Annotated in this window: 14 protein-coding genes; 10 read left to right on the forward strand and 4 right to left on the reverse strand. The window is 37.6% G+C overall.

Annotated features, from left to right (window positions below):
• Positions 1-63 precede the first annotated feature (63 nt).
• From ACFOW1_RS01070 to ACFOW1_RS01085, 4 genes are all read left to right on the forward strand, one after another.
• Positions 64-1,971, forward strand: coding sequence for an ABC transporter ATP-binding protein (locus tag ACFOW1_RS01070; RefSeq protein ID WP_379011630.1), 1,908 nt, complete (start codon positions 64-66; stop codon positions 1,969-1,971).
• A 99-nt stretch (positions 1,972-2,070) separates the two neighbouring features.
• Complete coding sequence (locus ACFOW1_RS01075) at positions 2,071-2,490, forward strand: DUF3276 family protein (RefSeq protein ID WP_379011633.1); 420 nt, start codon at positions 2,071-2,073, stop codon at positions 2,488-2,490.
• A gap of 480 nt (positions 2,491-2,970) precedes the next feature.
• Positions 2,971-9,180 (forward strand): PKD domain-containing protein, encoded by a 6,210-nt coding sequence (locus ACFOW1_RS01080; protein ID WP_379011635.1) that lies wholly within the window; start codon positions 2,971-2,973, stop codon positions 9,178-9,180.
• Between the two features lie 218 nt (positions 9,181-9,398).
• Complete coding sequence (locus ACFOW1_RS01085; protein WP_379011636.1) at positions 9,399-9,692, forward strand: hypothetical protein; 294 nt, start codon at positions 9,399-9,401, stop codon at positions 9,690-9,692.
• A 440-nt stretch (positions 9,693-10,132) separates the two neighbouring features.
• Here the strand turns inward: ACFOW1_RS01085 and ACFOW1_RS01090 are convergent, their stop codons facing one another.
• The gene (locus ACFOW1_RS01090) at positions 10,133-11,053 is read right to left on the reverse strand and encodes an N-acetylmuramoyl-L-alanine amidase family protein (protein WP_379011637.1); all 921 of its coding nucleotides are present in this window, start codon (positions 11,051-11,053) and stop codon (positions 10,133-10,135) included.
• A 71-nt stretch (positions 11,054-11,124) separates the two neighbouring features.
• On the opposite strand from ACFOW1_RS01090, the gene ACFOW1_RS01095 reads away from it, so the two are divergent.
• Positions 11,125-13,854 (forward strand): putative LPS assembly protein LptD, encoded by a 2,730-nt coding sequence (locus tag ACFOW1_RS01095; protein ID WP_379011639.1) that lies wholly within the window; start codon positions 11,125-11,127, stop codon positions 13,852-13,854.
• A gap of 75 nt (positions 13,855-13,929) precedes the next feature.
• On the opposite strand, the gene ACFOW1_RS01100 is transcribed toward ACFOW1_RS01095, so the two are convergent.
• From ACFOW1_RS01100 to ACFOW1_RS01110, 3 genes are all read right to left on the reverse strand, one after another.
• Positions 13,930-14,928 (reverse strand): hypothetical protein, encoded by a 999-nt coding sequence (locus tag ACFOW1_RS01100; RefSeq protein ID WP_379011641.1) that lies wholly within the window; start codon positions 14,926-14,928, stop codon positions 13,930-13,932.
• Between the two features lie 77 nt (positions 14,929-15,005).
• On the reverse strand, positions 15,006-16,466 hold the full coding sequence (locus tag ACFOW1_RS01105; RefSeq protein ID WP_379011643.1) for a hypothetical protein: 1,461 nt from the start codon (positions 16,464-16,466) through the stop codon (positions 15,006-15,008).
• Positions 16,466-17,002 carry an RNA polymerase sigma factor gene (locus ACFOW1_RS01110; protein WP_379011645.1) on the reverse strand — a complete coding sequence of 179 codons (537 nt, stop codon included), beginning with the start codon at positions 17,000-17,002 and terminating at the stop codon, positions 16,466-16,468. Before ACFOW1_RS01110 ends, ACFOW1_RS01105 begins: the two co-directional genes overlap by 1 nt.
• 276 nt (positions 17,003-17,278) lie before the next feature.
• Here ACFOW1_RS01110 and ACFOW1_RS01115 point away from each other — a divergent pair, with 276 nt between their 5' ends.
• The 5 genes from ACFOW1_RS01115 to ACFOW1_RS01135 all read left to right on the forward strand — a co-directional run bounded on the left by ACFOW1_RS01115 (position 17,279) and on the right by ACFOW1_RS01135 (position 24,282).
• Positions 17,279-18,253 carry a YpdA family putative bacillithiol disulfide reductase gene (locus ACFOW1_RS01115; RefSeq protein WP_379011646.1) on the forward strand — a complete coding sequence of 325 codons (975 nt, stop codon included), beginning with the start codon at positions 17,279-17,281 and terminating at the stop codon, positions 18,251-18,253.
• A 424-nt stretch (positions 18,254-18,677) separates the two neighbouring features.
• Positions 18,678-19,634 (forward strand): signal recognition particle-docking protein FtsY, encoded by a 957-nt coding sequence (gene ftsY, locus ACFOW1_RS01120; protein ID WP_379011647.1) that lies wholly within the window; start codon positions 18,678-18,680, stop codon positions 19,632-19,634.
• Positions 19,635-19,666: 32 nt separating this feature from the next.
• Positions 19,667-20,074, forward strand: a complete 408-nt coding sequence (locus ACFOW1_RS01125) for a hypothetical protein (protein WP_379011648.1) — start codon at positions 19,667-19,669, stop codon at positions 20,072-20,074.
• A 132-nt stretch (positions 20,075-20,206) separates the two neighbouring features.
• Positions 20,207-23,647, forward strand: coding sequence for a PAS domain S-box protein (locus tag ACFOW1_RS01130; RefSeq protein ID WP_379011649.1), 3,441 nt, complete (start codon positions 20,207-20,209; stop codon positions 23,645-23,647).
• On the forward strand, positions 23,644-24,282 hold the full coding sequence (locus ACFOW1_RS01135; protein ID WP_379011650.1) for a response regulator: 639 nt from the start codon (positions 23,644-23,646) through the stop codon (positions 24,280-24,282). Before ACFOW1_RS01130 ends, ACFOW1_RS01135 begins: the two co-directional genes overlap by 4 nt.
• Positions 24,283-24,299 lie beyond the last annotated feature (17 nt).

Below are 24,299 nucleotides of genomic sequence, written 5' to 3' on the forward strand. Positions count from 1 at the left end.
ATTTCGCAAATATGCCTGCCTAATTGCTAGCTGGCAACAATTACCTTTGCCAAAAACTACCCCTTGAAGCATTTAGCAGCAGTTAACAAATATTTATGGCGGTACAAAACCCGCTTATTTTTAGGCATTTTGTTTATTCTTTTCTCTAACTACTTCCGCATTTTGGCGCCGCAAGTGTCTGGTTATGTTATTGATAGGGTAACACAGGTAATTAATCTACAAAATGGTAATACCAAGGCTGTACCACATGCGCATAACGTGAGCTACGATTTGCTGGTGCAAAAACTGATTAGAGAAGTTGAAGGTCGAGAGATTTCGTTTGGTAATATGATTATTTTAAGTGGCATTACCTTATTGGTATTGGCATTGTTGGGCGGCTTTTTTATGTTTTTAATGCGTCAAACCATTATTGTGATGAGTCGCCATATTGAGTTTGACCAAAAAAATGATATTTACAAACATTACCAAAAACTGGATGTGAGCTTTTACAAAGTACACAGTACGGGTGATTTGATGAACCGGATAGCTGAGGATGTAAGCCGTGTGCGTATGTATACAGGCCCTGCGTTGATGTATGTGATTAATTTAACATCTACCATTGCGTTTTGTGTATTCTTTATGTGGCGTGCTAATGAAAAACTAACTTTATACGTTCTAGCGCCATTGCCCATTCTAGCCATTGCGATTTACTCGGTAAATACCATGATTCACAAGAAAAGTACGGCCATTCAAGGCTTACTATCCGACCTAACCACTACGGCGCAGGAAAGCTATTCGGGTATTAGAGTGATTAAATCATTTGTGCAAGAAAAAGCCATGCTGCGCTTTTTTGATACCAATAGTGAGAAATATAAGCAAAGTGCGATTAGTCTTGCCAAATTGGAAGCGGTTTATTTTCCTACCATGGCCTTGCTAATTGGCATTAGTACATTATTAACCATTGCTATTGGTGGTTGGTACCATTCAACTGAAACAGTAAGAATAGCTGCTGGCTTACAAAAAAGTTATACCGTAACAGCAGGTACTATTACAGAATTTGTGGTGTATGTAAACTTGCTTACTTTTCCATTTAGTGCAATTGGGTGGACGGCTAGCATGATTCAACGTGCCGCGGCATCGCAAAAAAGACTGAACGAGTTTTTAGATACGAAACCCAATATTGTAGACCAAGCACCAAGGCAGGCAGACACTTTGAATGGCGATATTGTTTTTGATAATGTCACTTTTACCTATGACCACACGGGCATTACAGCCATCAAAAACTTTAGCCTTACCATTAAAGAAGGTGAGAAAATATTGGTGATTGGTAAAACTGGTAGTGGAAAAAGTACATTAGCCCAGTTATTATTGCGCTTTTACAATCCAAACGACGGTGGTATTACCATCAATGGTCAAGCTTTGGCAACTATTAATTTGCACCAATTAAGGGAACAGGTAAGTTATGTGCCGCAAGATGTGTTTTTGTTTAGCGATACGGTTGCTAATAATATCAGTTTTGGTTTGCCTGCAAAAGCGCCGCAAGAAGTCATCGAATCGGCAGCTAAATTTGCCAGTGTACATAAGGAAATTTTAGGATTTGAGAAGCAATACGAAACGATGATAGGTGAGCGAGGCGTTACTTTAAGTGGCGGGCAAAAACAACGCATAGCTATTGCTAGAGGGTTGATTAAAAATCCTGAAATTGTGGTATTTGACGATTGTTTAAGTGCGGTAGATGCCAAAACAGAAAATGAAATTGTGACCAATTTATACCAATATTTACAGCAGAAAACGGCTATCATTATCACACACCGCATCTTTTCTACGTTTAGATTCGATAAAATTGTGGTATTAGACGAAGGGCGTATTCTTGAGCAAGGCACGCATGATGAATTAATGCAAAAAGAAGGGTATTATGCCGAATTGTATCGCTTGCAGCTTACTGCCAATAGCGATGACGATGTAGTAATGGCAATGGTTGTAGAAGATTAAACGCATCTTTTTCATTGCATGGAGCAAAATTTTTGTAATTCACAAACAATACTATATTTGTAACTCACAACATTCGCACAACAAAAACTTATTTTAACAGTGGCGTACGAGAACAACGACAAGCAGAAAGAAAGTGTTTATAGTAAACGCATAAGAGCAGGTAAAAGAAGAACTTACTTTTTTGATGTAAGAGAAACAAGAGGTAATGATTTTTACCTAACGATTACTGAAAGTCGTAAACGTTTTGATAGTGATGGCTACGACAGACATAAAATTTTTGTATACAAAGAAGATTTCAACAAATTTATCAAAGCATTAAACGAGGCTGTTGAATATGTGAAAACGGATTTGATGCCTGATTTTGACTTTGATGCCTTTAATCATGAATATCCAGAAGACAATGAAGGTGGTTATATAGCTGAAAATGCTGAAATTGTAACCCCAACAGTTACTGTAACTGAACCCATTGTGAGTGCAGTACCTTCTGCCAATTCTATAGAAGAAGTAGATAAATGGTAACCGCCATTTTGTAATAGTTTCAAAAGCCATTGACGAAGAGTCAATGGCTTTTTTGTTGCCCATATTTGTGGCACGCTTTTGTAAGAGCTAGGGTTAATGCATAAACAAGTAGCCACGTTTTGTAGTAGTTTGTTCAAATGTAGACAGTCTCATACTACTACTTGGTAGTTGTAGATGTGCCATAGCTTTGTTAAACATTCCTAATAATCCTTTTTTAAAATCCAAAACCATGATTACCAATCTACTCGCCATCATTCTTCTAACAACTTTTATCGTTGTGAATATTACAAAACGATTGCACATTGCTTATCTGATTGCACGTATTAATAAAAGTGCAGCAAAATTTGTACATCACTTACAAGTGCAGCAATCCTCATAATGAAGATATTGCTCATAAAAGCACTTTGTGAAAACCCCAAGATATCCCCATTTTTTGCGTATGTAAGACATGCGTAAAGCCCATATCCTAAAACCAATTTTATGAAACTTCGCAATTATTACTTGCTATTGATACTGTTAATCAGTTCAAGCGTTTCATTAGCACAGTACACCACTACGCACTATATAGCACCAAGCCCATGGAATTATTTTAATCGCTACAACGAATTAGTAGTGACTACGTTAAGTACAACGCCTGTAGCCGTTACCATCGCTGGTAGCGATGGTACTATTTATACCAGCTCACTTACAACTGTTGCTGGTACACCACTCCGTTTTCGTTTTGCAGATAGAGATGCTATTGCCAATCCTTCAAAAACCATACTAAATGGGAAAGGCTTAAAGATTACTGCTAGTGTGCCTGTAGGGGTGCAAGTGCGTAATATTGCATCAGATAAATACACCATCAATGGTAGTAGCCCTGGCGATTTAGATCCAACAGTGCAAAAAGGGAATACCGCCTTTACTAGTTTGGGCGATGAAGGGATTGGAACAGCTTTTAGAGTAGGGTATTATGCCAATGTCAATGTTACTGGTGCTGCTGGCGAAAATAGCGCACCACTTTATAGCGTGTTAGCTATTGCAGATAATACGGTGGTGTCTGTAAATGGCACAGTTTTAACCACGTTAAATGCTGGTCAGAGTTACTTGTTTCAAACGGCTTTAGGTAGTTTGGTAACTGCCACCAAATCCATTGTATGTAATGCGGGCGCAAGATCTGATGGAAGTTCTGGCTGCGCTGATGGCGTGCAAAGCCAAGTAATACCTGTTAATAGATTGGGTAATATTTATGTGGTAGTAAGGTCTAATGGTAATGCTGGTTATGAGCGCACTACTATTGTAGCCTCTCAAGCCAATACCACCGTTACGGTAAAAGTCCCTTCTACCAACGCCACTACGAATTATACATTGACCAATGCAGGTGATTTTGTAACCATTGCCAATGGCGATGGTACTACACCTTATTCAACCAGTTATATTACTACGAATAATCCTGTGGCTGTTTATTCTGGCTCTGCAGATGGTTGTGAAATTGATATGATTGTGCAGCCACCTGTAAATGGTTGTTCTGGTTCTTTTGATGTACAAACCGATCGCTTTTTAAATAATATTAATGGCAACAATGCTGCGTTTCCTTATTTTGGGTATGTATTGGTGCAAAGCGATACCGCTAAAGTTTATTTTAACGGAAGCACTAGCTTAGAATCTATTACTGCCAATAGAACTGCCATTGGTACAACTGGTTTTTATATAATACGTTATACCAACTCTCAATTGGGTAACCCAGAAAATATCCGATTTACATCAACCGCTCGTATGAATGTGGCGCTTATAGAAAGTGGCGCAGGGTATTCGATGAGTGCATTTATTTCTTCTATAAGTAATGCCTTACCACCACCCGCTGCAACGGCAACTAATGCTAGCTGTTTGCCTACTACTTTAACCGCACAATCTGGCTTTGATAGCTACCAATGGTACAAAGATGGTGTGGCGGTAAACGGGGCTGTTGCACAAGTTTATAGTGCCGCTAATGTTGGTAATTACACCGTTACAGGCACTAGTGCTTCTTGTGGTACCACTTTACAATCGCCAACGGTGGTGGTAAATGCAAGACCTAATGCTGGCGCAGATGTAGTAGCTTGTTTAAATGGTAATATTACTTTAACTGGTACATCACCCGCAAGTAATGGCGCATGGATTGCACAAAGTAATAACCCAAGTGGTGCTACTTTATCTAATACGAATAACAATATTGCCACAGCCACATTTACCAATGCTACCCTTGGTACTTACTATTTCATTTTCTCAGTAGGCTGTACGGATACTATGTCAGTTGTTGTGACTTCATGTGTAACACCACTCAGTGAAAATGGTACAGTTACCACAGCAGGTGGTACAGCTATTAATAATATTGCTAGCAACGATATTATGAATGGTAGCACTGCTATTTTGGGGTCTGGTGGCAATGCGACTATCTCACCATCAGGTGTATGGCCTTCTGGCATTAGCTTAAATACCACAACTGGTGCTGTTATAGTAGCCACTGGCACGGCGCCAGGTAACTATCCTGTGGTTTACCAATTGTGCGATAAACTATCACCTACCACTTGTGCTACGGTAGTTGATACGATCAAAGTAACACCGCAGGTAACACCTATTACTGAAAAAGGAACTGTGCCAGCCACTGGTGGTATTGCTATTACCAATATTAGAAATAACGATGTGGTAAATGGCGTTACTGCAACTACCAATAATAGCAGTATTAGTGTGGTAAATACTTGGCCTACTGGCATCACTTTAAATACAGCAACGGGCGCTATTACGGTGTTGGGAGGCGTAACACCAAGAACCTATCCAATTACCTATCAGTTATGCGATACCTTAACACCTAACAACTGCGCAACAGTGGTAGATACGGTGATTGTTACAGCCGTAGTAACGCCAGTAAGCGAAACTGGCACAGTTACTAAAACTGGTGGTACAGCTATTGTAAATATTGTAGCAAATGATATCGTAAATGGTAATCAAGCGACGCTTGGTACAAGCGGCAATGCAACCATAGCACCAGTAGGTATATGGCCCACTGGCATAGCACTTAACACCACTACAGGTGAAGTAACCGTTGCTGCAGGTATCGATTTAGGTAATTATCCTATCGTTTATCAATTATGCGATGCCTTAACACCTTCAACTTGTAATACGGTAACAGATACCATTAAAGTGGTATCACCAAATGACTCAGATGGAGATGGCGTTCCAGATACCCAAGAAGTATTGGATGGAACGAACCCTTTTGATGGTTGCTCTTATAATGCGGCTCACCAAATTTTACCTGTTTCAAGCGATTGGAAAAATGGCGACTGCGATGGGGATGGCGTTACCAATGGTCAAGAATTGATAGATGGCACCAACCCTAAAGATGCTTGCTCATTTAATCCTGCATCATTTAGTTTGCCTCAAAGCAGCGCATGGAAAGCCTTAGACTGCGATGGTGATGGCGTTACGAACGGCCAAGAATTAATTGATGGTACTAACCCTACTGATGGCTGCTCATTTGTACAAGCGCATAAAACCTTAGCTGCTAGTGCTGCGTGGAATACCTTAGACTGTGATGGTGACGGTGTTACCAATGGTCAAGAAATCATGGATGGTACGGATGCCGCTGACCCATGTTCTTTTGTGCCTACATCTAGAACTTTAACACCTAGTGCTGCATGGAATGCCTTAGACTGCGATGGTGACGGTGTTACCAATGGTCAGGAAATTATAGACAATACCAATCCTTTAAGTGCTTGTAGCTTTAATCAAACGCACATCACTTTACCTGTTATCAATATCTGTTCTCAAAACTGTACGTTGAAAGCAGATTTTGCTGTAAACAAATTGGCACAATGTGTTACAAGTAACCAATACGTACTTACCAATACAAGTACAGGTGGTACAGCACCATTTACTTACTTGTGGGATTTAAATGATGGTAATTTAGCTTATACTAAAGATGTAACACATACTTATGCCGCTTCTGGCGAACACGATGTTACGCTTGTAGTGACTGATGCAAAAGGCTGTGTAAGCCACGCCAATACCAAACAAATTTATATCGGTGCAAAACCTGCTGCTTCTTTCAATATTATTACGAATACTGGTAATGGCAATAGTTATACCTTCATCAGCGCATCTACCATTAGTGGTGGTTGGCTAAATTACTATTGGGATTTTGGAAATGGCACTAGCTCTACTTTGGTAAACCCTAGTGTTACATTTACACCAGGTACCTATACCATTAAATTAATTGCTACCGGCAATTTTGGTTGCAGCGATACCGTAACCAAAGTAATTAAAGTAGGCGCTGATAGTAATTATTGCGTTTTGCCAAATGCAAACTTTACAGTTAATTCTGCTACACAATGTTTGGCTACTAATAAAGTGATGTTCACGAGTACTAATACCGACCCTAATGTCATCTACGATTGGGCTTTTGGTGATGGTGCTGCTGGCACATCTAACAATTCAGTAGCGCATAGCTATCTTGTTACTGGCACGTATACTGCTACACTTACTGTAACCAATGCATGTGGCAGTAGCGCTACTTCACAACAAGTAACCATTACCGACCTGCCTGATCAGCCATTGGCTATTAATGGTACGACGGCGATTATGGTTGGCGTTACCTCTCAACTAACAAGCGCTACCCCAGGCGGTATTTGGTCAAGCGCCAATAGTAGCGTGGCAATGATAAATGCAAGTGGCTTACTTACTGGTATTACGGCTGGTACTACTACTATTCAATATACAGTTAGCAATAGTTGTGGCACTGCCTTTACCACCGTGCCTGTAACCATTGCAGTATCTAATATTGGTGCGCCTTGTACTGCACCTAAGGCAGACTTTACGGTTAATACTGCAACACAGTGTTTTACCAATAATGCCTTCATATTTACCAATGCTACGACAGGCAATACCCCTGTGTATGTTTGGAATTTTGGTGATGGTTCTGCTACCGCTAGTGGTAATAATCCTACACACAACTATACGGCTTCTGGTAATTTTACAGTAACACTTACAGCCGTTAATGCTTGTGGTGTAAGTACTAAAACTGCGCTTGTTACGGTAAAAGCGGTGTCTACTTCTACCACCACTGCTAGTATGTGTGCAGGCAGTAGCTATGTATTTAATGGTATTAGTTACAATGCTGCTGGCACTTATACGGTAATATTGACAAATGCGGTAGGTTGCGATAGTATTGCTACGCTGATATTAACTACCAAAGCCATTACAACATCTACCACTAATATGGCCATATGTGCAAGTAGCTTACCTATTACTTGGAATGGCATTACTTGTTCAGCAATAGGTAATTATACTGCACACCTTACCAATGCTGCGGGTTGCGATAGTGTGGCTACATTGGTACTCACTGCAAAAACGGTTACAAACTCTACTACTTATGCAGCTATTTGCGCTGGTAGTTTCTATTGGTTTAATGGTAATAGCTATACTACTGCTGGTACTTATGTAACACATCTTACCAATGCAGCAGGTTGCGATAGTGTAGCTACGTTAATCATCACTGAAAAAATACCGACTAGTTCTATTACTACTGTAAATATCTGCGGCGCATCATTGCCCTATACTTGGAACAATACGGTGTTTACTAGTGCTGGTAGCTTTGTGGTGCATCTTACCAATGCGGCTGGCTGCGATAGCGCTGCAACATTAATACTTTCAGTAGGCAATGCACCCGAACCTCCTGCGGCCATTGTTGGTCTTAGCAATATGCAAGTGGGCAGTACTTATACATTTGCGAGTGCTACACCTAACGGCGTATTTACAAGTAGCAACATGGCTATCGCCACTGTAGATGCTGCCACAGGTGTGGTTACGGCTATTGCGCCTGGCATTACCACGATTACTTATACAACAAGTAATAACTGCGGTGCATCAAGTGTAAGCATGGTGGTTACAGTTATTGCGGTTAGTTCACCATGTAAGTTTACGGCAAGCTTTACCGCAAATAATACGAACCAATGTATTACCGATAATCAGTTTGTATTTACCAATACTACTAGCGGCGGCACTGCACCATTTACTTACTTATGGCAATTGGGCGATGGTAGTACCGCTACCACTGCAAATGTTACCAAGGTGTATGGTACTTATGGCGAAAGAGATGTACAACTAAAAGTAAAAGATGCGAATGGTTGCGAAAGTGATGCGAGTGCGCTACATATTGTAGTAGGGGCTAAGCCTTCAGCTAGCTTTACGGTACTGTACAATACTGGTAGTGGCAGTAGCACCACCTTTATCAGCTCAAGCACCATAGCGGCTGGCAATATGAGTTATTTGTGGGATTTTGGTAATGGCGCTACCTCTACTTTGGTCAATCCTTCTGTCACTTTTACACCTGGTACTTATATTGTAAAACTAACAGTGAGCGGTATTGGCACTTGCAAATCTGAAGCGGTGCAAACCATTAACCAAATCATCGCAAGTAATTTGAGTATTTATCCAAATCCTGTGGGTGGTAGTTTAAACGTTGCTTTTAAAGCGGCGTCTACCACACCTACAACGGTAAGAATTATAGACCTAGCAGGCCGAATCATTCAAACCCAAACTGTGATGCCAAGTGCGGCTGGGGCTAGCGTGACAGCTAACTTTAATACAGGCGGTTTAATGAACGGCGCATACATTATAACGGTTACAGATATTTCATATGGCATCATTGCCACACAGCAAATACTGAAACAATAAACTCACTTGGTTTTGGGTTTATGGGGTATCAAGTATCCCGGCTACGTCTGTAGCTGGGATTTTTTATTTACATAAATGATTAGCGGTAGTAATTAAATAGGGATGGTTTTGAGTAAACTATTTTTTGATGTTTAGTTACGAGTATCAGACAGATATCTGCTTTATCTTTAGTGCGAGAAGCCGCAAGTGAGCATCTCGAAAAGAGAAAAAATAAAAATATGTCTAACAAAAATATTTGCTGCGAAATTTTAGAATCTAAAATAGAAACAGCAGGCAAAAGAGGCTTAGCAGTAATTCCATTTAAAAGCCCTTATAAGCCATTTAATTATATATTTTTCTTACAGTCTAGAAATATTGATGAAGAAAATAAAACAGGAATTCACACTGTTATTGATATAGCAATTAAATATTGCCCTTGGTGTGGGACTAATTTGTCTACTTTAATTGAAATAGATGAAAAATTAATTGAAAGTATTGCATTCAGAAATAAGCATTTAATTAAACTATTTTAATTTCCACTAAATCGATGTTATTATTTTTCCTTTTGCGAAGTATCTCAAAGGGCATCTCGAACAACAGATAAAATGTATCTCTGACGTACTAACAATATCTAACTCAAAATTTATTAACCCAAACGGCGGCCTTCTAGCCTCATGCAATTTTACTTGGACCCAAACGGCGGCCTTCTAGCCTCATGCAATTTTACTTGGACCCAAACGGCGGCCTTCTAGCCTCATGCAAATTTACTTGAACCCAAACGGCGACCTTCTAGCCTCGTGCAAATTTACTTAAACCCAAGCGGCGACCTTCTAGCCTCTTGCAATTTTACTTGGACCGAAACGGCGACCTTGTGAGAAGATATATTATTCTTCTATATATGCAATAACCTTTTAGAATAAAAAGCGGACAGATAGTTGAGAAAACGAGAATATCCCCAACATAAGGTTCTATATTATTTACCTGTAGACGTACCTATGGTTTTATTATCTAAAGAGTATTTGTAGCGTTTAATAGCGTTTACAATAGATTGTGCGATGGTTTCTTGGCCTTCTTTGCTGTTGAGGTAATCTTCCTCTTCTGGGTTGCTGATATAGCCTGTCTCTACTAATACAGCGGGCATGGCTACGGCTTGTAATACCCAAATGCCTTTTTGGCGTTGTAGGGCTTGTCTATTTACGCGGCCTGCTTTTTCTAGTTCTTCTTCAATGGTTTCGGCTAATGATTTGCTTCTATCAAAGTACAATCTTGTTCTTAGATTGATGGCTGTCATTTCTTCTACCGAGCCTTTGGTAAATTCTCGCACGCTTTGGGCAGACGTACTATCTAAGTACAAACTCTGATTCTCTCGCATGGCTAGTTGCTTATCATCGTTTTTATGCGCTCCCCAAATATAGGTTTCTGTGCCTTTGGCGGGGTTGGGCGTGTAATACGTATGGTATTGCTTTTTCTGAACTTTGTGTTTCTTTTTGCCTTTGCCTACGGTTACAGTTTCATAGCCTATAAACTCGCTGTGGCGTGTTGGATCGGCACTATTGCAGTGAATGCATACAAACAAATCGCCCTTGGCTTGGTTGGCAATATTAGCCTTGGTTACTGGCGAGTGGAAAATATCACTTCTACGTGTTACCACTAATTCTACTTCTGGCATTTGGTCACGCAGTAATTCTTCTAGCTTTAAAGAAATAGCTAAAGCTATATTTTTTTCGTAAGAATATTTGCCAGGCGCACCACTATCCGCACCGCCATGACCAGGGTCAATCACTATTTTTCGTAAACGAGATTTTTGTAAATTGGGTGCATACGTAGTGAAGGAAGTACAAATAATGGTTAGAAAGCTTAACAAAAACAACGCAGCATATTTTCTTACAATCATATCTAAAAAGTTAAAGCATTTTAATTAAGAGGTCATTTACATTTCAGCACCTATTTTTGCCATCATCTTATATGAACAAACAAGGTAAAATTAACGAAAAAAAGGTTTGGGCTATTGTGGCCTTGGTTGGTTTGTTTATTTTAACAATGCATGTAAGTGCAAGTGTAGCTAATAAATTTCATTTTTCAGAATCAAGAAGCATATTAGATACCGTACCCAAAAATAGAAGAAAACCAATTGGCACTGCATTACCGAAAACAGTTGATACTACTAAAAAATTATCTGCCATAGATAGCGCCGCAAAAGCGCAAGCGGATAGCATTCATACCATTGATACATTAACCATCTCAAAAGACTCGTTAGACGCACCTATCAAGTACAAAGCATCAGATTCTGGTGTGTTAATAATACCTACCAAAGAGTTCATTTTATATGGTAAAGCCAATGTGAGTAATAAAGATGTATCGCTTGATGCCGCTACGATACAGTACGACCAAACTGGCCAAATGGTAAAAGCTTATGGTGCAAGAGATACCACAGGCAATCCTTACAGCAAGCCCAACTTGAAGCAGGCTGATATGACAACCATTAGCGATTCTATATTATTTAGCCTAAAAACGTTTAAAGGGCTTACTAAAAATACCTATGTACAACAAGGCGAAATGTTTGTGCATTCTGATGTGTCTAAAAAAGTGAGTGCTACGGAATATTATGGTTATAGAAACCGCTTTACCACTTGTAACCTCGATACGCCGCACTTTTCCATTAGCTCACGCCGAATAAAAATGATTAGCAATAAGCTAGCGGTAAGTGGGCCTGCAGCACCCGAATTTGAAGGTGTTCCCATACCCATTGGTATTCCTTTTGGTATTTATCCCTTGGTGCAAGGCAGGCATTCTGGTATCTTGCCTCCTGCTTTTAACGTCAGCGAAGATTATGGTTTGGGGTTAGAAGGCTTGGGTTATTATAAAGTGATTAATGAATATATAGATGTGGTTACAAGGGCAAATTTATACAGCTATGGTGGCTGGAGTTTGAATGTGAGCCCGAAATACCAAAAGCGCTATCGCTTTAACGGTGGCTTAAATATTACATTTCAAAATACCAAAGCATTGAATAGAAGCTATGGTTATAGCGCTTCTAGCTTTCCCGCAGATGAATTTAACAGTACCAAATCGTACAGTATTAACTGGCAGCACTCGCAAGATGCGCGTGTACGACCAGGAACCAATTTTTCTGCAAGCGTGAACTTTGCCAGCAGTAAGTATAATCAAACAGTGCTAAATAATCCTTACTTGAACTTTCAAAACCAATTAAGTTCTACCATCAACTATAGTAAAGATTTTAGAGGCAAAGCCAATCTCTCTATTTCGGCCAATCATAACCAAAACAATAGAACACGTTTGGTAAATTTGAGTTTGCCAAATATTGGATTCAACGTTAATACCTTTTATCCTTTTCAAAAGAAAGAAAGTGTGGGTGCTAGCAAATGGTACGAGAAATTGGGCATTGGCTATAGCGGCTCATTTAGCAACCAAATTTCTTACTACGATACTGCAGGTGTAACACTCAAAAAGCTATTGGATACAACAAGATGGGCAGCTACACATAATATTCCCATTAGCATAGCATTACCAGCTTTAGGACCAGTTACCATTAGTCCTAGTGTTTCATATTCTGAAAACTGGTATGCCCAAAAAACGATTTTAAACTGGAACAATTCGAATAAGCGCCTTGATACGTCTATGGTAAAAGGCTTGTATCGCTCTTCGCAAATGAGTTTTGGGGTGAGTGCCAACACGAGAATATTTGGAACGTATCAATTTAAAAAATCGAAAAATATCGTAGCCATTAGGCACGAGATAAGACCAACCATCGGCTTTACATATACGCCAGATTTGTCTAGCAAATTCTTTTATACAACACAGGTTGATACATTTGGGCACACTGCGCGTTTATCTCAATTTGGTTCTAGTGGCTTCGGAGGCACCAATGCAGGTAGTATTAGTTTTGGTATAGATAATTTACTGGAAATGAAAGTCAGAGATCGGTCAGATTCTACAAAACCGAAAGCTACTAAAAAAGTAAAACTCATTGATGGTTTTGGTTTTAATTCATCCTATAACTTGTTGGCAGATAGTTTTAAGCTAGCACCTTTTCAGTTTTATGCCCGTACTACTTTGTTCAGCGTTGTAAATATTACGGGTGGGTTTACCTTAGATCCCTACCAAGTAGATTCAACTGGCTTTAGAAGAAATATATATACTTGGGCAGCAAGCAAACCAAGTTTAGGTAGACTTACATCGGGTAATATTGCGTTATCAACACAGTTTAAAAGCAAGCCAAAAGACGGCAAAAAAGATAGCGAACGCATTCCAGTAGACCCGTTTTTAACACCTGATGAGCAGCAGCGTCAGTTGCAATATGCACGCAGCAATCCGGCAGAGTTTACCGATTTTAATATCCCATGGAGTTTAAACCTTAGTTACTCACTCAATTATACCAAAACATTTGCAGCTAATTATCAATATGTAACACAAGTGTATAGCAGTGTCAACTTCTCAGGCGATTTTAGCTTAACTGAAAAATGGAAGGTAGGGGGTAATGGCTACTATGATTTTAAAACGAGCAGCCTGCAACAGTTTAGCATGTTTGTAACTAGAGAAATGCACTGCTGGCAACTAGCTATTAATGTAAGCCCAATAGGGTTATATCGTTCATTTAACATTACCCTAAGCCCTAAGTCAGGTATTTTACGCGATTTGAAAATTAATAGAAGTAGAACTTTCTCTAATTACTAGTAGTTACTTTAATACAATAAAAACGGCAGTTCACTGTGTTGTGACTGCCGCTTTTGAAATTTGAATATTTTTTATTTACAACTTGTTGATAATTTCCAAAATATCAGGTAATGGTTTTTTGTAAGGTAGAAGGCCAATAGGGTTGGCACTTGCATTTTTAATAATTCTACTATCAAAATAATAATCGTCATTAATTTTTGAAACAGCCACCAAAGTAAATTCAGTATTTACTGGAATATTCAACGTGAAAAAAGTTCTGTTATCAGGGTTACTTAATAAGCTAATAATTGTTTGTGTATTTTTTAAGACTGCATAAACAACTGTATTTTTATTAGTGAAATTAGGCGGTAGAATTATATTTAATTTGGTTTTTGGTACACTACTGTCTGCGTAATTGGCCGCACCAAACCATCTAATTCTACTTGTGGTAAATTCATAACCCCAAATTTTACCTGTACTGTTATCTTGTAAAAGCGCTATTTTACCATCGCTTGATGGTGACCATGCAAATACACTATCTCTTGCATACTGAATAGCATTGCCAACAAAAAACTTCATGTTACTATTGGCAGTAGTGTCTTTACATCTAATCTTTACTTGCGCATTTGGCACTATTGCTACTTCTTGACCATCTTTTGTTAGTCTAATATCGCAATAATTACTTGCTTCTAGCAGTGAAAAAACGTTGGTAGTAGGCATTGCATATTTAATAAAATCACCTTTATTTTTAAGCCAACTTATTTCTGCTGTTATCTTACTGCCGTTGTTTGTAATTGGGCTGCCATTGATAGTCATGCAACTATTAGCTGGAACAAGGATTTGTAAACTATCGCCAAAAATTAATTTACTATCCCCTAAACAATCAAAACTGTCTATTACAGTTGTACCCTTGGTTATTTCTGGAAAAATGATCTTATTGAGAACAGTTGAAGTGTAAGCCACATTAGACCAAGTTGTATCGTTAAGTGGGTTGTTGGCGTATGATACAAATTCGTCTGATATAGCTTTGTTGCAAGCGCAAAAGGCGATTACAACTGTTAGTGAGACGACAATATATTTGAGAAATGGTTTCATGTTAACTTCTTTTTTGCAATCGTTATTGCTATCAGTTTTGCAAATACTATGTATGAATGGTTTGTGTAGATGATGCATTAATTACCTACACCGCTGCCTTTATTGTTAAGTTTAAAACGTATACCGAATGTTAAACCTGCTGCATTAAAGCGCTGATTGTAACCCGCCACAGAAGTATTGGTGTTCGAAATACCATATCTAAAATATGGTTCCGCAAACATATCTAAGCGCTCGCTGATATTGCGAATAATACTCACACCTGCATATAAACTCAGGTTTAAATTGCTTTTATAAAAACCATTGGCGTTTTTTGCACCAAGTGGCACTAGTTGAAAGGACGTATCTAAGGTTTCGCCTTGATACCAAGATGTAAGATTGGCAATAATTCCGCCATTGATTGCATAATGCCATTGTTCATTACCATTTTCATAGCTTAATAACAATGGTATTTCTAAGCTTTTGTAATGATTATTAGTAATGCGTTTTCTATAGCCAATTTGCTGAACTGTTGCAGTGTCTCTTACAGTTGTATCGCTAAGGCCGCCACCCCGCACAATGGTACGAACGGTAACCACGCTTGTAGTAGTAATAATACTGTCTGATTTACTGCTAAACTGCTCGTTGCGTTGTGTATATTGAATGCCCGACTTTAGTAAAAAATTATCGCTTATGGTTTTGCTTACTCTTAAACCAAATGTAAAGCCACCATTCATTTTGGTTGTACTGTCTATACGTTTCAAATAATTATTACTAACGCCATACGCAAATACATGTTTCATAGTATAATCAGCTGAACCATAGGCTTCTAAATACCAAGTAGCAGGTTTGTAATTTGGGCAGTCTAAACCAAAAATTTTATTTTGGTTATTTAACTTTAGTGACGTGATATCTTTTGTATGATAGTTAAATAATTTTGATAATGAGATGGTATTGGCTTGTTCAAATTTTGATACTAAATGCTCTGAATTATCCTGCGTTAAAGCATCGGTTTGTGTGAATGGTAATTGTTCTTGTTGACCTATCCTATTAGAAAAATAACCATTTTTGTCAGTTACGATGCCAGGCTTTTTAGTGCGCTTGTTGTTTAATGCCTTGATATCTATATTACGCACTTTATTTGAAATAATGTTGCTTGCATTGTTGCAATTATTATTATCATCATAAGTATTGTTTGTTACAGTATTTAGGCTTGCATTTTCGTTGTTGTCGTTATTTTCATTTAATGTAGCGTTGTTATCTATAGTGTTTGTTTTTAGTGGTTGAGATGGGTTATGGTTGAGTTGTTTGCTTGGTATTTGGCTTTTCGTGGCAACTTCTTCTGTTTTGTTTTTGTTGTTAATGTAGAAGCAAGTGCCGCAAATCAGTATCAGGCAGGCTGCTGCTACCATGTACCACCGCTTATCGGTCCACCAATATACGATGGGCTTTTTGGTTTCTTTCTCAGCCACAATTTTATCCCACAAGCCATTGGGTACCGGGCTTTTGTGGTTGTGAAGCATGTCCTTCACAAAGTCATCAAAATTTATCTCGTTCTGCATTACACTGCAATTTTTTCTAATTGTAAAATTTGGCTTTGTAGCATTTTTCTTGCTTTTACTAGTTGGCTACGGCTTGTACTAGCTTGAATACCAAGCATGTCGGCTATTTCTTCGTGGCTATAACCTTCTATCACATTTAAATTAAATACTATTCTGTAGCCGTCAGGTAGTGCATTAATTAATTTCATTAATTCTTCTTGCCCTAAACTACTATACGCATAGGATGGTAGTTGTGGGTCGTTGTTACTATCGTCTTTTATTTCTGCAAAATGGATCCGTTTTTTTTGTAAATGCTTCAAAGCAACATTTACCACAACGCGGCGCATCCAGCCCTCGAAAGAACCTTCAAACTTAAATTGATGCATGTGTTTGAATATACGAATAAAACCTTCCTGTAACATATCTTCTGCCTCCATCGCATCATTTGCGTAGCGCATACATATAGACATAAATTTGCCAGCGTATTGGTCAAATAGCATACGCTGACAAGTCGCATTGTCATTTACACAACCTTTAATAAGTTCGTGTTCAGTCAAGGGGTATAGTGGTTTTAAGATGTACACGAATAAGACTAGATGCCTTACGAATTATGTTTGATGCCTGACCAAATCATAATTTTGACATGAAGGTAGAAAAAGCAAGTGAATAGCTGTTAAATTGCATTGTTAAAGATTTTGTTTAAAAACATTTCTCTTAGGCATTTAAAAATATGTCTATTTGATTTGCCTTAATCAAGATAATGCATTTGTATTTGAAGAAATATTTGAAATTCTGCAAAATCTGCGTTTTACGCGAGCGCTAACACAAAAATTATGACGCAATTTGATATAGCAATTATTGGTGGTGGGCCTATAGGATTGGCTTGCGGTATTGCAGCCAAGCAAGCAGGTTTAAGTTATGTGATATTAGAAAAAGGGTGCTTAACAAATAGTTTATACAACTATCCTTTAAACATGACTTTTTTTTCTACACCAGAAAAATTAGAAATTGGTAATGTACCTTTTATGAGCCTCAATGCAAAGCCCACAAGGGCCGAGGCTTTGGAATATTATAGACGTGTAACGCAATTACACCAACTCAACGTGAGGTTATTTGAAGCCGTGACTAGCACCGAACGTTTGCCTGATAGTAGGTTTAGTATTACGACTTCGAAAAACATTTATCAAGCTACAAATATTATTATTTCTACAGGTTTTTATGATATACCAGTATTGTTAAATGTGACCGGGGAGCATTTACCTAAAGTAACACATTATTACAAAGACCCACATTTTTATGCCTTTCAAAAATTGGTGGTGGTTGGCGCTAATAATTCATCAGTAGATGTGGCATTGGAAACTTGGCGTAAAAGCGCCGATGTAACTATGGTGATTCGTGATGAAGAAATAGGCACAAGGGTAAAATATTGGGCAAGGCCTGATATTATTAATCGCATCAAAGAAGGGAGTATTAAAGCTTATTTTCAATCGTCTATAACAGCAATAACAGAAAAAACAGTGACCATACAAACGCCTGATGGCTTGGTAACTATTGATAACGATTTTGTAATGGCTATGACGGGCTATCAACCAAATTTTACTGTACTCGAAAATTTAGGTGTAGCCCTAAGTGATGATGCGATTAAACAACCTGTTTACAACCCTGAAACAATGGAAACAAATCAGCCCAATGTATATCTAGCAGGTGTGGTTTGTGGCGGCATGAACACGCATAAATGGTTTATAGAAAATTCTAGGGTACATGCAGACATGATTACAAAGGCTATTGTAGGTAAATCAGGTACTTAAATTATAATTATTGTGTATAATTCCTGTGGTATATAGGTATAACATGCCTATTTATTAGGTACAAAATGTTAATTTAATAGGTGTATTATGCCTATTTATTGGGTGTAATTTGTGTGATAAATAGGTGTAACATGACTGTTTAATAGGTGTATTATGCCTGTTTAATGGGTGTAAAACACCTGTTTATTAAGTACAAAATATCTATTTAATAGGTGACATTTGCGGTTTTAATCTGAACAATAAGTAAAATACTCCTGTTTAATAAGCAGAATAAACTTGTAACCTACCAATTGATTAAACAGTAGACATAGAAATAATACTGCGTTACAACTATATTTAAAGCAGTACATCTACAAATGCACCACAACAATCCTAAAACTTTAAGTACTTTCGTCCGCAATAACAATTATAAAACAGCGGATATATGGGTTTCTTCGATAAATTATTTGGCAAAAAAGAAAAAGAAAGCTTAGACGAAGGACTGCAGAAAACCAAAGAAGGTTTTTTTGCCAAAATAACCAAAGCCATTGCAGGTAAAGCTTCTATTGATGAGGAAGTGTTAGATAATTTGGAAGAAGCATTGGTAGGTGCGGATGTAGGTATTGAAACTACACTAGCCATTATTAAACGCATAGAAGCAAGAGTAGCCAAAGATAAATATATAAGCACCGGCGAATTAAATGCCTTGCTACAAGAAGAAATTGAAGCAGTATTAGTAGATGCTGATAACACATCATATAAAAACTTTGAAATACCCGAGGGACAAAAGCCTTATGTAATTTTAGTAGTAGGGGTAAATGGTGTAGGCAAAACCACTACAATTGGTAAGCTTGCCCACAATTATAAAAAAGCTGGTCATAATGTGATATTGGGCGCTGCTGATACTTTTAGAGCTGCGGCAGTAGACCAATTGACCATTTGGAGCGAAAGGGTAGGTGTGTCTATTGTAAAGCAAGCTATGGGCAGCGACCCAAGCGCAGTGGCTTTTGACACCGTTACAAGTGCTGTAGCAAAAGGTAGCGATATTGTAATTATTGATACTGCAGGTAGGTTGCACAATAAGGCCTACTTAATGGACGAATTGACTAAGATTAAACGGGTAATAAAAAAAGTATTACCAACTGCTCCAAACGAAGTAATGCTAGTGTTAGACGGTTCTACTGGGCAAAATGCCATTGAACAAGCGAGGCATTTTACAGCAGCTACAGATGTTACATCACTTACTATTACCAAGCTAGATGGTACTGCAAAAGGTGGTGTAGTATTGGCTATTGCCAATCAATTTAAAATACCTGTAAAATTTATAGGTGTTGGTGAAAAAATAGATGACTTATTGGTATTTGATAAACACGAATTTGTTGATAGCCTTTTTAAACGCTAACTTCGAATGACTAAAACTAAATAATACAACAAATGAAAAAAATGATTCTTGCCTCTGCTATTTTACTAGCAGTTGCTACAACGCATGCACAATTTAGCGGCATGTTAGATAAAGCAAAAGCAGCAGCTGGGGCTGTAGGTTTTGATGCTAATAAATTAACTACTAGCATCATGGGTAAACTTACACCAAGCCTTAATTTGACTGCTGAACAGAAACCAAGAGTTACTACAGCAATTAGCACTTTCTTAGCTGCAAAAGCACAGATAATGCCTTTGTTACAAAGTAATAAAACCGATTATACAGCCAAACAAACCTCTCTGTTTAGTAATTTAAAAACAAAGCTGACAGGCATTTTATTACAAAATCAAATGAATAAATTTTTAGGTTTAAAGCCAGCCACCAATACACCAACTAACGTTCTCTCGCAGTTATTTTATTAATCAAATAGCCTATTTTTTGTTGTTGCATATTCAAATTTAAATGGCTTGATGCGTTTTTGGATTACTTAACAAATTTTTATTATCTTCAAGTTTTTAGGTGTAGGTATTATCAAACCAACTAAAAATCTTGTTATGAGATTAAAACTAAAGCCTAGTGTAGACAATGCTTTAATTATTGGTATTATATTACTACTATCCACACTTGTGATTGTGGTTGGTTATACTTTTTATTCGTCTAAACAATTGCGATCCGCAACTGATTGGGTAGTACATACACATGAAACTTTAGCAAGTTCTCAAAAAATTTTATCCCTAGTAGTAGACAATGAAACCAGTGCTAGAGGTTTTATTATTACTAACGATACCGCTTATTTGCTACCGCTTAAACTAGCACAAGCATCTATATTTCAACATCTTCAAATTCTGAATGATCTTGTTAGCGATAACCCTACGCAACAGCAAAAAGTACGTGTTTTGAGGGATTTAGTAAATAAGCGTATTGTCCTCTCCAATTTGTTGGTTTCAACTTACAGAACTAATGGACAAGTTGCAGCTACAATGCTTGTTAAAAACGGTGATGGAAAGATTTATACAGACAGTATAAGGCGTATTATCGACAATATTGATACCTTAGAAAATACCTTATTGGCAAAAAGACAAGCCAGAAAAAAATCTGAAACACTCATATTAACAAATGTTTTCACCATCTTATTTATTAGCGTGGTAGTGCTATTGGTAATGCTTATTATTAAAGTGCGAATTGATTTATTGGCGAAGAAGGATAGTGCGTTGGCATTAAAAAAACTAAATGCTGAATTAGAAAACAAAGTAGAGCAGCGCACACAACAATTAGTTAAAACCAGTAGGTTATATTTTTTTATCAGTCAAATCAACCAAATGATTGTTCGTACTACTGATAAAAAAACCTTGTTTAAAGAGGCATGCAGTATTGCAGTGCATTTAGGAAAATTTAGAATGGCATGGATAGGTATGATAGACGACGCTACAAAAATTGTAGTGCCAGTCATGCACGACGGTGAGGAGCAAAGTTATTTATCTAAAATAACACCTATTTCCTTAGACGCTAATATGCCAGAGGGCAATGGCCCTACTGGAAAAGCATTACGAGATGGTAAATATTTCGTTTGTAATGATATTGCAAATGAGCCTTATATGCTGCCATGGCGTGAAGCAGCATTAGATAGGGGTTATGCAGCATCTATGTCGCTACCTATTATTACTTTCGGCAAGGTAATAGGTGCATTTACTTTTTATGCATCGGAAAAGAACTTTTTTGATACAGCAGAAATTGACTTATTGTTAGAGGCTACTGGCGATGTGGCATTTGCGCTCGAATTATTTGAAAAAGAAAAGCTCCGGAAGGAGGCTGAAAAAGCAGTTGAAGAAAGTAAGAAACGTTATCAAACATTAACCGAGGGCGCACCCGTTGGCATTTTTCATACCGATATAAAAGGATTAACTACTTACGTAAACCCTTACTGGTGCCAAATGACAGGTCTTTTAGCAGAAGAAGCCAATGGCAATGGCTGGCTAGAAAATGTACATAAAGATGACAAAGAAATGCTTGCAAGCGGCTGGGCTACTGCAACTGCCAACGTCAAAATTTCTACATCTGAATATCGATTTGTTAAAAAAGATGGCAGTATCATATGGGTTATTGGCCAAGCAATTCCTGAAAAAAATACCGCAGGTGAGATAGTTGGTTATATAGGTACAACTACTAATATTACTGAGCGTAAGCTTGCTGAAGAGACGATTGCTAAACTAAATAAAGAGAAAGAAACGGTTTTAAATCGTATTAATGATGCGATGGTGTCGCTAGATAAAAATTGGCGTTATACTTTTATCAATGATGCTGCACTTGCAACTCATCCTTTAGGTAGATCAAATACATTAGGTAAAGTTATATGGGACGTGCACCCAGAAATGCGAGGTACAGTTTTTTACAGCAAGTACCACGAAGCAATGCAAACACAAAAAGTAATAGAACTAGATAGTTTTTACGAACCAATGAATATTTGGTTTTCTGTAAAATTATATCCTTCTGAAGATGGACTTACTATTTTTTATACCGATATATCTGCCCGTAAACATGCAGAAATAGCCATTGCAGAAGCGAATGAGCGTTTTGAACTAGTGGCAAAAGCTACCAATAACGTTATTTGGGAATGGAATTTGCAAAATAATACCATATGGTGGAATAGCAGTTTTTACAATCTATTTGGGTATACAGCCAGTATGCCACATGATATTACTTCTTGGACAACACATATACACCCGGACGATTTAGAGCGGGTATTAAAAGGTATTTATAAGGTGATAGAGTCTGGCGATAAAACATGGGATGACGAATACCGATGCGTATCCCAAAATGGTGATGTTTTGTTTGTTTATGACAGAGCTTTTGCTGTGCAAAATACGGCAGGTAAAACTTACAAAATGGTAGGTTCGATGATAGATTTTACATCATTAAAAAAGGCAAATGATGAGATTATAAAAGAGAAAATTTTATCTGATCAAATTATTAATAGCTTACCTGGCGTATTTTATTTATATAATAATAAAGGGAAGTTTTTGCGGTGGAACAAAAATTTTGAAAAAGTAACCAAATATGATGCGGCTGAAATTAAAAATATTAGTCCACTGACTCTATTTGATAAAGATGAACAACAATTATTGGCAGATAAAATACAAAATGTTTTTGCCAAAGGCGAAGACAATGTAAGAGCTAATTTTTTACTGAAGACCAACGAAAAAATACCTTACTACTTCACAGGTATTGCTATCGATTATGAGGGGGAGCAATGCTTAATGGGGGTAGGTATAGATATGTCAGAGATTGTAGAAGCACAAGAAAAAATTAAACAAACTACTGAGCAGTTACGTCAGCTTGCTGGCCATTTACAAAACATACGTGAAGAGGAGCGTAAACGCATTGGTAGAGAAATACACGACGAGCTTGGTCAACAATTAACAGCTATAAAAATGGATATTGTTTGGATTGATAAAAAAACACCCGAAGCGCAGACACTGGTAAAAAGTAAATTGCAAAATGTCATTACTTTATTAGATGGTAGCAACCAATCTATAAGACGCATATTGAATGAATTACGTACAGGTGTATTAGATAATAATGGCTTAATAGATGCAATACAATGGCTACGTCGCCAATTTATTACCAATACTGGTATTCCTGTTTCATTCACAACAAACGAAGAAAATTTACAAGTAAATGAAGCTATTGCTAACACTATTTTCAGAGCCTATCAAGAAGCATTTACCAATATTATACGCTACGCAAAAGCAACTAAAGTAAGTACATCACTAAACGTGCTGGATGATAATTTGGTGGTGATGATAGAGGATAACGGTGTGGGTTTTGATCCAAAGGCGCTGCATAATAAATTATCTTTTGGATTATTGGGTATGAGAGAAAGAGTACATGCGCTTGGCGGTGTTTGCGAAGTAACCTCTAAAATTGGCACAGGTACAACAATCGTTATTAACTTGCCATTAAATAGATTACAAGAAGATAAAATTAACTTGCCATGAAAAAAATAATTTTAGCTGATGATCATAGTTTTATTCGCTTAGGACTTATTCAAATTTTAAAAGATGAATATCCAAGCGTTGATATTACAGAGGTGTCCGACGGCGAATCATTGGTTCAAGAGGTAATAAAAAACGATTTTGATTTAGTAATATCGGATTTGGACATGCCTGGTCGAAGTGGCTTAGAAGCATTGGAACAAATTAAAATTAGTAAGCCAAATTTGCCAGTCATAATTTTAAGTATTTACACTGAAGATTTATATGCAGTACGTATACTCAAAGCGGGCGCTTCAGGCTATCTTAACAAAAATGCTGCACCTTATGAATTAATTACGGCTGTGCAACGTGTGCTGTTAGGTAAAAAGTACATTACTCCGGAAATAGCAGAAAAATTATTGAGTAGTACAAGCACGGATAAAAAACCACATGAGCTATTGAGTAATCGTGAGTTTGAAATTTTTAAATTATTAGCTTATGGCAAAACGATAACACAAATTAGTGAATCACTTTCTTTAGCCCTCACAACCATCAGTACACATCGAAGTCGCATATTAGAAAAATTAGTACTTACTACCAACTCCGAGCTTACACGTTATGCTATTGCACACCAAATTATTTCTGATATAGAATTGTAAAATACATATTAACCGTC

Source organism: Parasediminibacterium paludis (assembly GCF_042651445.1).
GTDB classification, from domain to species: Bacteria; Bacteroidota; Bacteroidia; order Chitinophagales; family Chitinophagaceae; genus Parasediminibacterium; species Parasediminibacterium paludis.